The organism is Acidovorax soli, from assembly GCF_014207955.1.
Lineage (GTDB): Bacteria > Pseudomonadota > Gammaproteobacteria > Burkholderiales > Burkholderiaceae_C > Acidovorax > Acidovorax soli_A.
Map to the genome: position 1 here is coordinate 157,230 of NZ_JACHLK010000007.1, position 12,340 is coordinate 169,569.

Genomic DNA, 12,340 nt, shown 5'->3' on the forward strand with positions numbered 1-12,340 from the left:
GCGGTCTACTCGGCCGGCTTGGCCAGCATGTAACCCAGCCCGCGGATGTTGCGGATGACCAGGTTGGACGCATCGAGCTTGCGGCGCAGGCGGTGCACGTAGACCTCCAGCGCATTGGAGTTCAGGGGCGCGGCTGCTGCCTGCCCGGGTTCGGGCGGACCTGCGCGCCAGGCGGCGAGCACGTCGTCGCGTGTGACCACCTCGCCGCAGCGGTTCACCAGCAGCTCCAGCAGTTCCCACTCGCGCTGCGTGAGCTCCAGCGGCTCGCCGCCGAGCACCGCATTGCGGTGGCCATGGTCGATCTGCAGGCTGCCGATGGTGGTGCTCGGGCCACCCGAAGCGCTGCTGGACTGCGTGAACGCGGGCTGGCGCGCGCGGCGCAGCATGGCCTGCAGGCGGGCCTGCAGCTCCTGCATGTTGAAGGGCTTGGTGATGTAGTCGTCGGCCCCGGCGTTGAGGCCGTGGATGCGGTCGTCGATGCCGTCGCGGGCCGTCAGAATCAGCACCGGCAGGCCGGCGATGTGGGTGCGGGCCCAGGTCAGCAGCTCCATGCCGTCGGCCCCGGGCAGGCCCAGGTCGAGGATGATGCCGTCCACTGCCTGGCTTTGCAGCACGGTGGTGGCTTCGGCCACGCTGCTGGCGGTGCACACGCTGAAATCCAGTTGCTGGAGCTGGCCCGTCAAGGCGTCCAGCAGCAGGGCATCGTCTTCAACTATCAATAGGGTGGCCATGGATAGAGGATAGCAAAGGGTCCCCCTGCGCAGGCGCGGGGACCGTCCGTTGCAGGGAAAGCACCGAGGCGCAAGTCGCGCCGTAATTCGATAACGGTGAAATTCCATTGGCGTGTAACGCACACCCCGGGAAAGCCCTGATATGTTCATTAATTATTGTAATTAAAGTACCGACTGCGCTGGCCGGCATGGCTCAGCGGGCGCACAAACAGACTCACACAAACGAGGAGACATGGGTATGTGGAAGTTGACGAAACTCGCCGCCGTCGCGGCGGTGCTGGCGGCATCGGCGACCGCCGGTGCGGGGGAAGTGGAGGTTCTGCACTACTGGACTTCGGGCGGCGAAGCCAAGTCGGTGGCCGAACTCAAGAAGATCATGCAGGGCAAGGGCCATACTTGGCGCGACTTTGCCGTGGCCGGCGGCGGTGGCGACAGCGCCATGACCGTGCTCAAGAGCCGCGTGATCTCGGGCAACCCGCCCTCGGCCGCGCAGACCAAGGGCCCGGCCATCCAGGAATGGGCCTCTGAAGGCGTGCTGGCCAACATGGACGCACTGGCCAAGGCCGAGAAGTGGGATGAGCTGCTGCCCAAGGTGGTCGCCGACATCATGAAGTACAAGGGCGCCTACGTGGCCGCCCCGGTCAACGTGCACCGCGTCAACTGGATGTGGGGCAGCTCCGAGGCCCTGAAGAAGGCCGGCGTCGCCGCCATGCCCAAGACCTGGGATGAGTTCTTCGCCGCGGCCGACAAGCTCAAGGCCGCCGGCCTGGTGCCCGTGGCCCACGGTGGCCAGAACTGGCAGGACTTCACCACCTTCGAATCGGTGGTACTGGGTGTCGGTGGTGCCAAGTTCTACCAGGACGCCCTGGTCAAGCTCGACGACAAGGCCATCAACAGCGACACCATGAAGAAGTCGCTGGAGACCTTCCGCCGCATCAAGTCCTACACCGACTCGGGCGCCCCGGGCCGCGACTGGAACCTGGCCACGGCCATGCTGATCCAGGGCAAGGCAGGCTTCCAGCTCATGGGTGACTGGGCCAAGGGCGAGTTCCTGGCGGCCAACAAGGTGCCGGGCAAGGACTTCATGTGCGCCGCAGCGCCGGGCACGACCACGTCCTACACCTTCAACGTGGACTCGTTCATCCTGTTCAAACTCAAGGACTCCGCCGCCCAGAAGGCGCAGAGCGACCTGGCCAGCTCCATCATGAGCCCCGAGTTCCAGGAAGTCTTCAACCTCAACAAGGGTTCCATCCCGGTGCGTGCCGGCCTGAAGATGGACAAGTTCGACGACTGCGCCAAGGCCTCGACCAAGGATTTCGTCGACACCGCCAAGAGCGGCAGCCTGCTGCCCAGCGTGGCCCACGGCATGGCCATCGCGCCCGCCACCGAAGGTGCCATCAAGGACGCCGTCAGCCAGTTCTGGAATGACGACAAGGTGAGCGTTGCCGACGCCGTGAAGAAGATCGCGGCCGCCGCGAAGACCAAGTAAACCAACACTGAGGGATCCCATCATGATGAAAAGAAACCGCCTCACGGCGGTGGCTTTGGCCGCCGCATGCGCGATGACAAATGCACTGGCAATGGATGTTGCCGGCTTCGAGTTCAACGGTTACTCGCGGGGTGGCCCGGTGTTCAACCACTCCGATGGCGTCAAGGGCAACCTGTCGCTGGGCGGCGAGCTGCAGAAGTTCCGTCTGGGCAACGAAGGCGACAACGGCATCGAAGTCAACTTCGCCCGCAGCTTCGAGGCCGGCGGCGTGAAGTGGAAGGTCAACTACATGCCCGCCAAGTGGGGCAGTGGTGACATCAGCACCGAGCAGGCCTATGTGGAAATGAGTGGCCTGTCGTTCTCGCCCGAGGCCAAGTTCTGGGTCGGCCAGCGCCGCTTGCGTATCCAGGACGTGCACATCGTCGATTACTTCCTGCTGAACTATGGCGACAACGTCGGTGCCGGCGTGACCGATGTGCCGATCGGCGGCATGAAGCTCGGCGTGGGCGTGTTCAGCGGCGACAAGTTCGACGGCAACCTGCCCAACGACGTCAAGGCACACCGCCTGAACGTCGACCTGTCGGAAATCAACACCAACCCCAATGGCAAGCTGCGCGTGCTGCTGACCGCGGTGGGTGGCAAGAACCAGGTCAACGGTGGTTCGGGTTCCGGCATCTCGCTGATGCACACCCAGAAGGACTTCCTGATGTCCGGCATGAGCAACACCCTGTACCTGCAGGGTTCGCGCGGCCATGCCCGCATCGACGGCGAATTCGAAGCCATCGACGGCACCCGTCCCGGCCGCCGTTCCACGCGCATCGCCGACTCCATCAACTGGCAAAGCGGCCCCTTCGGCGGCCAGGCCCTGATTGGCTACCAGACCAACAAGACCGACCTGACGAACGTGGAGACCAAGGACTTCTCCCTGGGTGGCCGCGGCTCCTACGCCATCTCGAAGAACTTCAAGGCCCTGGCCGAAGTGTCGACCACCACGCGCAAGGGCACGGGCCCTGACCAGCGCCTGAGCAAGGTGACGCTGGCCGGCGCCCTGGCCATGAACGAAGACTTCTGGTCGCGCCCCGAGCTGCGCCTGTACGTGACCAAGGCCAACTGGAACCAGGCTGCCGCCGTGGCGAATGCCGCGACCTTCGGCGCCAAGGGCAAGACCTCGCGCACGCTGGTGGGCGTGCAGTACGAGATCTGGTGGTAGTGAGGGAGTGAGTGTGAGAGCGAGTTAAGTCAGAGGTGACTTTGTTCTTGGGGGGCACTCCGTGCGTGCCCCCCTTTTTTCCTTGTGCTTTTTTGTGTTGACGTGAAGGATGGCATGGCCATCCGAGCGTGTCCCCGGCCGCGTATGCACCCGATATCCTTTTTGCAATGACGACCAAGAACTCCTTTGAATCCTGGCTGCCCAAGCTGGTCGTCGCCCCCGCCTTCGTGCTGGGGTTCGCCTTCATCTACGGCCTCATGGTCTGGAACGGGGTGCTCAGCCTGTCCGTCTCGCGCATGATGCCCAACTACGAATGGGCGGGCCTGGCCCAGTACGAGCGCCTGTGGGAGATGGACCGCTGGTGGGTGGCCCTCAAGAACCTCGCGATCTTCGGCGTGGGCTACGTGGGCGGATCGCTGGCCATCGGCGTGGTGCTGGCCGTGCTGCTGGACCAGAAGATCCGCGCCGAAGGCGCACTGCGCACGATCTACCTGTACCCCATGGCGCTGTCCTTCGTGGTCACGGGCACGGCCTGGAAGTGGCTGCTCAACCCGGGCCTGGGCATCGAGAAGATGGTGCGCGACTGGGGCTTTCCCAACTTCGAATTCGGCTGGCTCGTGGACACCGAGATGGCCATCTACTGCGTGGTGATCGCCGGCATCTGGCAGAGCGCGGGCTTTGCGATGGCGCTGTTCCTGGCCGGCCTGCGCGGCATCGACGACAGCATCATCAAGGCCGCCCAGGTCGATGGCGCCTCGCTGCCGCGCATCTACTGGCGTATCGTGCTGCCGGCGCTGCGGCCCGTGTTCTTCTCCACGCTGATGGTGCTGTCGCACCTGGCGATCAAAAGCTTCGACCTGGTGATGGCGCTCACGGCCGGCGGGCCGGGCTATGCCACCGATGTGCCCGCAACCTTCATGTACACCATGTCGTTCTCGCGCGGCCAGATCGGCCTGGGCGCGGCCAGCGCCACCATGATGCTGGCCACCGTGGCCGCTCTGGTGATCCCCTACCTGTACAGCGAATTGCGCAGCAAACCCCATGACCGCTAAGCCTTCCTTGTTTCCTTCCGTGGGCCGTTTGCTGGTCTATGCGGTGCTGGCCCTGGCCACCGCCTTCTTCCTGCTGCCGCTGTACGCGATGCTGGTCACCTCCTTCAAGGATGCCGACGAGATACGCTCCAGTGCGCTGCTGGCCTTGCCGGCGTCGCTCAATCCGGCGGCCTGGGTCACGGCCTGGTCCAGCGCCTGCACGGGCGTGGACTGCAATGGCCTGCGCCCCTTCTTCTGGAATTCGGTGGCCATGGCCGTGCCGGCCGTGCTGATCTCCACCGTGTGGGGTGCGATCAATGGCTATGTGCTCAGCCTGTGGAAGTTCCGCGGCAGCGACGTGCTGTTCGGCCTCTTGCTGTTCGGCGTGTTCATGCCCTTCCAGGTGGTGCTTTTGCCCATGAGCCAGGTGCTGGGCTGGCTCGGCCTGTCGAGCTCTATCACCGGGCTGGTGCTGGTGCACTGCCTGGCAGGCCTGGCGGGCACCACGCTGTTCTTTCGCAACTACTACGCGGCGATCCCCAAGGAACTGGTGAACGCAGCGCGCATGGATGGGGCCAGCTTCTTCCAGATCTTCTGGCGCATCGTGCTGCCCATGTCCACCCCCATCATCATGGTCACGCTGATCTGGCAGTTCACCAACATCTGGAACGACTTCCTGTTCGGCGTGGTGTTCTCGGGCACCGACTCCAAGCCCGTGACCGTGGGGCTCAACAACCTGGCCAACACGTCGAGCAGCGTGAAGGCCTACAACGTGGACATGGCGGCCGCCATCATCGCGGGCCTGCCGACCATGGTGATCTATGTGCTTGCAGGCAAGTTTTTCGTGCGTGGGCTGACGGCCGGCGCGGTCAAGGGTTAAAGAGGTTTAGCAATCATGGCGTCTTCATTGGATATCGCGGGCATCAACAAGCGCTTCGGCAAGGGTGACAAGAGCGTGGAGGTGCTGCGCAAGGTGGACATCCAGGTGGCACCGGGCGAGTTCCTGATCCTCGTGGGCCCTTCGGGCTGCGGCAAGTCCACGCTGCTCAACATCATCGCGGGGCTCGACGAGCCGACCGAAGGCGAGATCCGCATCGCGGGCAAGAACGTGGTGGGCATGCCCCCGCGCGACCGCGACATCGCCATGGTGTTCCAGAGCTATGCGCTGTACCCCACGCTGAGCGTGGCCGACAACATCGGCTTTGCGCTGGAGATGCGCAAGATGCCCAAGGCCGAGCGGCAAAAGCGCATCGACGAAGTGGCGGCCATGCTGCAGATCAGCCACCTGCTGGACCGCCGGCCCAGCCAGCTCTCGGGTGGCCAGCGCCAGCGCGTGGCCATGGGCCGGGCGCTGGCGCGCCAGCCGCAGCTCTTTCTGTTCGACGAGCCGCTGTCCAACCTCGATGCCAAGCTGCGTGTGGAGATGCGCGCCGAGATCAAGCGCCTGCACCAGGCCAGCGGCATCACCAGCGTGTACGTGACGCACGACCAGGTCGAGGCCATGACCCTGGGCTCGCGCATCGCCGTCATGAAGGGCGGCGTGGTGCAGCAGCTGGGCACGCCCGACGAGATCTACAACCGCCCGGCCAATACCTACGTGGCGACCTTCATCGGCTCGCCCACCATGAACCTGCTGCGCGGCACGCAGGCCGCCGGGCAGTTCGCGGTGCAGGGCGTGTCGCTGGACCTGGCGGCCCCGCAGGCCGCACCCGAGGTGATGCTGGGCGTGCGCCCCGAGCACCTGGTGATGCAGGACAGCTCGCCCTGGCGCGGTGAGGTCAGTGTGGTCGAGCCCACGGGCCCTGACACCTATGTGATGGTGGACACCGCCGCCGGCCACATGACGCTGCGCACCGATGCGCAGACCCGCGTGAAGCCCGGCGACCGTGTGGGCCTGGCCGTGGCCCCCGCACATGCGCACTGGTTCGATACCGGTACGGAACAGCGCATCGCATGAGGCCCTGGGCGCAAAGCGCGGGGCGTGCTGCGCCTGCCCCGCGCTTTGGCCTTGGCGCATGGGGACTTTGACCCGATCACTTTCCGCGTTCTGGGTTAAAAAGCGGACTTCGCTTCGGCCCCGCCCTTTTCATTCAGCCACCATTTTGGGCGATGGATCCGCTGGTTCCCAGTGGACACATTGCCCCACCAGCCCATGCCCGCAACACGCCTTCTCGCCGACATTGGCGGCACCAATATCCGCCTGGCCTGGCAGAACCCGGGCGACGACAGCTTGCACGATACGCGCGTGCTGCAGTGCGCCCAGTACCCCACGGTGGACGATGCCATCCGCACCTACCTGGGCGAGGTGGGTATCCGGGCGCCGCACGAAGCGGCCTTCGGCATCGCCAACCCCGTGACGGGCGATGCCATCCGCATGACCAACCACAGCTGGAGCTTTTCGCAGAAGGCCGTGCGCGAGGCCTTCGGTTTTGCGCGGCTGGTGGTGATCAACGACTTCACTGCGCTGGCGCTGGCCCTGCCCCTGCTCACGCCCGACCTGCTGCGCCAGGTGGGCGGTGGCCAGGCCGTGCCGGGCGAGGCCATTGGCCTTGTGGGTGCGGGCACCGGGCTCGGTGTCTCGGGCCTGGTGTTTCCTCCGCACTCGCCAGCCGGGGTACCGTTGTCGGGCGAGGGCGGCCACGTCACGCTGGCCGCACAGACCCAGCACGAGTTCGATGTGCTTCAGGTACTGCAGCAGCGCTATGGCCATGTGTCGGCCGAGCGCGCGGTGTCGGGCTCGGGCCTGGTGGACCTGTACCACGCCGTGCGCACCGTGGCCAAGGCCGGGGGCACCGAGGTGAACTCGGCGGCCCAGGTGACCGAGGCAGCCTTGCAGGCCAAGGACCCGCTGGCCCTGCAGGCGCTGGACCTGTTCTGCGGCTTCCTGGGCAATGTGGCGGGCAACCTCGCGCTCACGCTGGGGGCGCGCGGCGGGGTGTACATCGGCGGCGGCATGGTGCCGCGCCTGGGGGAGTGGTTCGACCAATCGTCCTTCCGCCAGCGCTTCGAGGGCAAGGGGCGCTTCCAGCCCTATCTGGCGTCCATCCCCTGCTGGATCATCGACCCGAGTGCCACCCCGGCGCTGTACGGCGCCTCGCGCGCCCTCGACATCGCAGGCGGCTGAGCATGGCCGGCGCGCCACCACCGCTGTCGCTTGCCGGGGTGCACCATGTGGCCCTCATCGGCTCGGACTACGCGCGCTCCAAGCGCTTCTACACCGAGGTGCTGGGCCTGGCCGTGGTGAACGAGACCTGGCGCGCCGAGCGCCAGTCGTACAAGCTTGACCTGGCGTTGCCCGATGGCACGCAGATCGAGCTGTTTTCCTTTCCCGAGGCGCCGCCCCGGCCCTCCTACCCCGAGGCCTGCGGCCTGCGCCACCTGGCGCTGCGCGTGGACGACCTGGAGGCCTGCCTGCGCACCCTGGCGGTCCATGGGGTGGCGGCCGAGCCGGTGCGTACCGACCCCTTCACAGGCTGCCCCTTCACCTTCATCGCCGACCCGGACGGCCTGCCCATCGAACTGGTCGGCCCGCTGCCGCAATAGCCCGTTTCCCGACGGAAACGCCATGCCGCCCAGGGACACCTGCGCGGCATTTTTCATGCGTGCATTGTTTTCAAAACTGGAACAGACAGTTCGTGACTGGGTAGTTTTTCTCTGAACACACGAGGCGTACAGTTCAACCCATCGATGAGCCGAACCCGCAAGGCGACTCACCGAACCCGGTTTGAAGTTGTTTTCGCTCCGGTTTTTTTGAGACGCTTTTTCTACCCAAAGGACTTTCATCATGAACACGACCGCACGTTTCCTCTCCATCGCCGCTGTGGCTGCTTTCGCTTCTTTCGGCGCCCACGCTGACGAAGCCGATGCTTCGCAATTCGCCACCAAGTTCGAAACCAACCGCACCCGCGCTGAAGTGGCCGCTGAAGCCGCCACCGTCGCCCAGACGCGCAGCCTGGAACCCGCTGGTTCCCGCGTGGTGACCTACAAGTCGACGGCTGACCGCGCTGCCGTGCGTGCCCAGGCCGCTGACGCTGTGCGCACCGGCCAGATCTCTTCCGGCGAGATCGGTGCCCTGTAAGCACCTGTCTGAACAGACCAGCCCCCTCATTTTTTTTGAATTCGATCGGAGTATCACCATGAACAAGACCGCACGTTTCCTGTCCATCGCCGCTGTGGCTGCTTTCTCTGCCTTCGGCGCCCACGCTGACGAGGCCGACTCCTCGCAGTTCGCCCTGAAGTTCGACACGAACCGCACCCGCGCTGAAGTGGCAGCCGAAGCCGCCACCGTGGCCCAGACCCGCAGCATCGAGCCTGCTGGTTCGCGCGTCGTGACCTACAAGTCCACGGCCGACCGCGCTGCCGTGCGTGCCGCCGCCGCTGAAGCCGTGCGCCTGGGCCAGATCCCTTCGGGCGAAATCAGCGCCCTGTAAGAACAAGGGCCTTCAAGCAAGGCTCGCCAGTTGCGGGCCTTCCCATGGTGGTGGTGTTTCACGGTCGTGGGCACCGCCACCATGTGGAAGTGTTTCCCCTCCTTGCCCCCCCACCGGGCAATTGACAAGGGCTCCCAATGGGAGCCCTTCTTTTATGCGCCAGCGCCGCTCAGGCGCCACTGCAGCACGGGCCCGCGCCCGTGCGCGGGGGGATCACACTTCCTCGCTCCAGCAGTAGCCGTCGCGCGCGATCATCGCGCTGGCGGCGCTCGGCCCCCAGCTGCCGGCGGTGTAGGGCCGCGGGCCCAGCGCATCGTTGCGCCAATGCTGCAGGATGGGCTCCACCCAGCGCCAGGCTTCCTCTTGCTCGTCGCTGCGCACGAACAGGTTCAGGCGGCCGGCAATCACGTCGAGCAGCAGGCGTTCGTAGGCGCCCACGCGCTCGGTGCCGAAACGCTGGTCGAAATCGAGGTTCAGGGACACCTGTGAGAGCGCGGGCTCGACCTGCTGCTGGGCCGCGCCCTGGGCCATGAGGTGCAGCTCCAGCCCGTCCTTGGGCTGCAGGTTGATCACCAGGCGGTTGGCCGCGCCGGCCGAGGTGCGGAAGATCGGGTGCGGCACGGGCCGGAAATTGACCACGATGTGCGCATCGCGCCCCGCCAGCCGCTTGCCGGTGCGGATGTAGAACGGCACGCCGGCCCAGCGCCAGTTGGAGATCTCGGTGCGCAGCGCGACAAAGGTTTCGGTGGTGCTGCCCGGTGCCACGCCCTTTTCCTGCAGGTAGCCGGGTACGCTGGCGCCATGCGTCTTGCCGGCCACGTACTGCCCGCGGATCACGTGCTGGCCGATGGTTTCGGTGCTCCAGGGCTTGAGCGATTGCAGCACCTTGAGCTTCTCGTCGCGGATGGCATTGGCGCTGGCGTTGATGGGGGGCTCCATGCCGATCGCGCACAAGAGCTGCAGGGCATGGTTCTGCACCATGTCGCGCAACGCGCCGGTCTGGTCGTAGAAGGCGCCGCGCGTCTCCACACCCAGTTCTTCGGCAATGGTGATCTGGATGTTGGCAATCGTCTCGCGGCGCCACAGGGGCTCGAACAGCGCATTGCCGAAACGCATGGCCAGCAGGTTCTGCACCGAGGGCTTGCCCAGGTAATGGTCGATGCGAAAGACCTGCTCTTCCTTGAGCACGCGGCGCAGCGTGTCGTTGATGGCCTGGTTGGAGCGCAGGTCGTGCCCCAGCGGCTTTTCGAGCACCACGCGGGTGTGCGGGCCGTTCAGCCCCACGGCGGCAATCTGTTCGCAGACATTGGTGAACAGGCTGGGCGCGGTGGCCACATACATCACCACCGACTCGGCATTGCGCTCGTGCAGCATGGCAGCCAGGCGGGCATAGTCCTGGGTCTGTGACAGGTCCATGCGCAGGTAGTGCAGCAGGGCGCCGAAGCGTTCGAACTCGTCGGGGGTGGGGCGCTTGGCCAGGTCCACCCCTTCGAAGCGCGACTGGATCAGGCTGCGGTATTGTTCATGGCTGAGCTCGTCGCGGGCCACCGCGATGATGCGGCCCCCCTCGGGCAGCGTTCCGTGGCGGAACGCCTGGAACAGCGCCGGCATCAGCTTGCGCCAGGCCAAGTCGCCGGTTCCACCAAACAGGACAAGGTCAAAACTCATCGGGTCTCCATATCGGCATGTTTGTAATCGCGTCTGCTCTGAAATTGTAATCACGTTACATTGCTTTGTGTAGATCCTCAGGGTGATAGACGTTTGAAACTGTGTCTGCAACAAAAAAGTACCAGACAATTTTGGTAATCAAGTTACTATCTCGCCGTTGTCCCTCTTTCCTCTCCAGGTAGCTTTTCCATGTTCCTCCGCTGTGATCAGACCCCGCTGTGGCCCGTTTTGCAGGAATTGTTCGATGCCGGGTTGCACAGCCTCGATCTGCGCCAGGCGTTTGCGCAGGACAGCGGGCGTTTCGGGCACTTCAGCCAGCAGGCCCCGCATGTGTTTGCCGACCTTTCCAAGAACCTGTGGGACCGGCCGACCGAAGGGCTGCTGCTCGGGCTGGCCCAGGAGTGCGGCCTTGCGGCCCAGCGCGATGCCATGTTCGCAGGCGAGCCCGTCAACCACACCGAAGGGCGTGCGGTGCTGCACACTTTGCTGCGCCGTCCCCAGGGCATGGCGCTGCCAGGGGACACGCCCGGCATCGCGAGGAACCTGGCCGAGGTGCACCGCACGCTCGATGCCATGCTGCAATACGCGGAGCAGGTGCGCGGCGACGCCGCGATCACCGATGTGGTGAACATCGGTATCGGCGGTTCGGACCTGGGGCCGCACATGGCCGTGCGTGCGCTCGACGCCTTCCGCGCCGCGGGCAAGCGCCTGCACTTCGTCTCCAACGTCGACGGGCACGAACTGCATGGCGTGCTGCGGAGCGTGAGGCCCGAGAACACGCTGTTCCTGATCGCTTCCAAGACCTTCACCACGGCCGAGACCATGGCCAATGCGCGCTCGGCGCTGGTCTGGTTCGGTGCCGAGGGCGGCCGCGACGTGGCGCGCCACTTCGCGGCGCTCACCACCAATGTCGAGGCGGCGGGTGCCCTGGGCATCACCACCACCTTTGGCTTCTGGGACTGGGTGGGCGGGCGCTATTCGTTGTGGTCGGCGATCGGCCTGCCGATCGCCATCGCCATCGGCGCGGCAGGCTTTCGCGAGCTGCTGGCCGGCGCGCACGCCATGGACGAGCACTTTCGCACGGCGCCGCTGGCGGCCAACCTGCCGGTGCGCCTGGGTCTGCTCGATGTCTGGTACCGCAATTTCCACGGCTTCACCAGCCGCTGCATCGCGCCCTACCATGCCTCGCTGGGGCGGCTGCCGGCCTACCTGCAGCAACTCGAGATGGAGAGCAATGGCAAGCGCGTGGGCGCCGACGGCCAGGCACTGCCATACGCCACCTCGCCCGTGCTCTGGGGCGAGCCCGGCACCAACGGCCAGCACGCCTTCTTCCAGATGCTGCACCAGGGCACGGACGTGCTGCCGCTGGAGATCATCGCCGTGCGCCAGGCCGCGCACCCGCTGCCCGGCCACCAGGACAAGCTGCTCGCCAATGCCCTGGCCCAGGCCCAGGCGCTCATGGTGGGCAAGGCCAGCCCTGAGGACGGCCACCGCCACTTCCCGGGCAACCGGCCCAGCACCTTTCTGCTGCTCGAAGCGCTCACGCCCGCCTCGCTGGGCGCGTTGATCGCGCTGCAGGAGCACCGCGTCTTCGTGAGCGGCTGCCTGTGGGGCATCAACAGCTTCGACCAATGGGGTGTGGAGCTGGGCAAGGTGCTGGCGCGCGACCTGGAATCGCGCCTGGCATCGGGCGATGCGGCGGGGCTCGACGGCTCCACGGCGGGCTTGCTGGCGCGCATGCGCGGCGGCTGAGTTGCCGCGCAGCATTCATCGCATTTCAC

At 65.7% G+C, this 12,340-nt stretch carries 12 protein-coding genes; 10 read left to right on the forward strand and 2 right to left on the reverse strand.

Annotation, left to right across the window (positions count from 1 at the left end):
- Nucleotides 1-5: 5 nt before the first annotated feature.
- Nucleotides 6-731 carry a response regulator transcription factor gene (locus HNP48_RS18275; RefSeq protein ID WP_184859592.1) on the reverse strand — a complete coding sequence of 242 codons (726 nt, stop codon included), beginning with the start codon at nt 729-731 and terminating at the stop codon, nt 6-8.
- A gap of 238 nt (nt 732-969) precedes the next feature.
- Here HNP48_RS18275 and HNP48_RS18280 point away from each other — a divergent pair, with 238 nt between their 5' ends.
- The 9 genes from HNP48_RS18280 to HNP48_RS18320 all read left to right on the forward strand — a co-directional run bounded on the left by HNP48_RS18280 (nt 970) and on the right by HNP48_RS18320 (nt 8,891).
- Entirely contained in the window at nt 970-2,220 is a 1,251-nt protein-coding gene (locus HNP48_RS18280) for an ABC transporter substrate-binding protein (protein ID WP_184859594.1), read from the forward strand.
- 22 nt (nt 2,221-2,242) lie between these two features.
- Nucleotides 2,243-3,430 (forward strand): carbohydrate porin, encoded by a 1,188-nt coding sequence (locus tag HNP48_RS18285; protein ID WP_260420283.1) that lies wholly within the window; start codon nt 2,243-2,245, stop codon nt 3,428-3,430.
- Between the two features lie 167 nt (nt 3,431-3,597).
- Entirely contained in the window at nt 3,598-4,482 is an 885-nt protein-coding gene (locus tag HNP48_RS18290) for a carbohydrate ABC transporter permease (protein WP_184859596.1), read from the forward strand.
- Nucleotides 4,472-5,341: a carbohydrate ABC transporter permease gene (locus HNP48_RS18295; RefSeq protein WP_184859598.1), complete on the forward strand. Its 870-nt coding sequence runs from the start codon at nt 4,472-4,474 to the stop codon at nt 5,339-5,341. Before HNP48_RS18290 ends, HNP48_RS18295 begins: the two co-directional genes overlap by 11 nt.
- Nucleotides 5,342-5,356: 15 nt before the next feature.
- Complete coding sequence (locus HNP48_RS18300) at nt 5,357-6,418, forward strand: ABC transporter ATP-binding protein (protein ID WP_184859600.1); 1,062 nt, start codon at nt 5,357-5,359, stop codon at nt 6,416-6,418.
- A 195-nt stretch (nt 6,419-6,613) separates the two neighbouring features.
- Complete coding sequence (gene glk / locus HNP48_RS18305; RefSeq protein WP_184859602.1) at nt 6,614-7,585, forward strand: glucokinase; 972 nt, start codon at nt 6,614-6,616, stop codon at nt 7,583-7,585.
- Nucleotides 7,586-7,587: 2 nt separating this feature from the next.
- A complete protein-coding gene (locus HNP48_RS18310) occupies nt 7,588-8,004 on the forward strand; it encodes a VOC family protein (RefSeq protein WP_184859604.1) in 417 nt (138 codons plus the stop codon).
- Nucleotides 8,005-8,245: 241 nt separating this feature from the next.
- A complete protein-coding gene (locus HNP48_RS18315; RefSeq protein ID WP_184859606.1) occupies nt 8,246-8,539 on the forward strand; it encodes a DUF4148 domain-containing protein in 294 nt (97 codons plus the stop codon).
- 58 nt (nt 8,540-8,597) lie between these two features.
- Nucleotides 8,598-8,891 carry a DUF4148 domain-containing protein gene (locus tag HNP48_RS18320; protein WP_145693723.1) on the forward strand — a complete coding sequence of 98 codons (294 nt, stop codon included), beginning with the start codon at nt 8,598-8,600 and terminating at the stop codon, nt 8,889-8,891.
- Between the two features lie 213 nt (nt 8,892-9,104).
- Here the strand turns inward: HNP48_RS18320 and zwf are convergent, their stop codons facing one another.
- Nucleotides 9,105-10,559: a glucose-6-phosphate dehydrogenase gene (gene zwf / locus HNP48_RS18325; protein WP_184859608.1), complete on the reverse strand. Its 1,455-nt coding sequence runs from the start codon at nt 10,557-10,559 to the stop codon at nt 9,105-9,107.
- Between the two features lie 189 nt (nt 10,560-10,748).
- Here zwf and pgi point away from each other — a divergent pair, with 189 nt between their 5' ends.
- Nucleotides 10,749-12,311 carry a glucose-6-phosphate isomerase gene (gene pgi / locus HNP48_RS18330; protein ID WP_184859610.1) on the forward strand — a complete coding sequence of 521 codons (1,563 nt, stop codon included), beginning with the start codon at nt 10,749-10,751 and terminating at the stop codon, nt 12,309-12,311.
- The last annotated feature ends 29 nt before the right edge of the window (nt 12,312-12,340 follow it).

Bases quoted from the DNA above. Each gene is read 5' to 3' on its own strand.
- HNP48_RS18275 (WP_184859592.1), bottom strand. From the start codon at position 731: ATGGCCACCCTATTGATAGTTGAAGACGATGCCCTGCTGCTGGACGCC.
- HNP48_RS18280 (WP_184859594.1), top strand. From the start codon at position 970: ATGTGGAAGTTGACGAAACTCGCCGCCGTCGCGGCGGTGCTGGCGGCA.
- HNP48_RS18285 (WP_260420283.1), top strand. From the start codon at position 2,243: ATGATGAAAAGAAACCGCCTCACGGCGGTGGCTTTGGCCGCCGCATGC.
- HNP48_RS18290 (WP_184859596.1), top strand. From the start codon at position 3,598: ATGACGACCAAGAACTCCTTTGAATCCTGGCTGCCCAAGCTGGTCGTC.
- HNP48_RS18295 (WP_184859598.1), top strand. From the start codon at position 4,472: ATGACCGCTAAGCCTTCCTTGTTTCCTTCCGTGGGCCGTTTGCTGGTC.
- HNP48_RS18300 (WP_184859600.1), top strand. From the start codon at position 5,357: ATGGCGTCTTCATTGGATATCGCGGGCATCAACAAGCGCTTCGGCAAG.
- glk (WP_184859602.1), top strand. From the start codon at position 6,614: ATGCCCGCAACACGCCTTCTCGCCGACATTGGCGGCACCAATATCCGC.
- HNP48_RS18310 (WP_184859604.1), top strand. From the start codon at position 7,588: ATGGCCGGCGCGCCACCACCGCTGTCGCTTGCCGGGGTGCACCATGTG.
- HNP48_RS18315 (WP_184859606.1), top strand. From the start codon at position 8,246: ATGAACACGACCGCACGTTTCCTCTCCATCGCCGCTGTGGCTGCTTTC.
- HNP48_RS18320 (WP_145693723.1), top strand. From the start codon at position 8,598: ATGAACAAGACCGCACGTTTCCTGTCCATCGCCGCTGTGGCTGCTTTC.
- zwf (WP_184859608.1), bottom strand. From the start codon at position 10,559: ATGAGTTTTGACCTTGTCCTGTTTGGTGGAACCGGCGACTTGGCCTGG.
- pgi (WP_184859610.1), top strand. From the start codon at position 10,749: ATGTTCCTCCGCTGTGATCAGACCCCGCTGTGGCCCGTTTTGCAGGAA.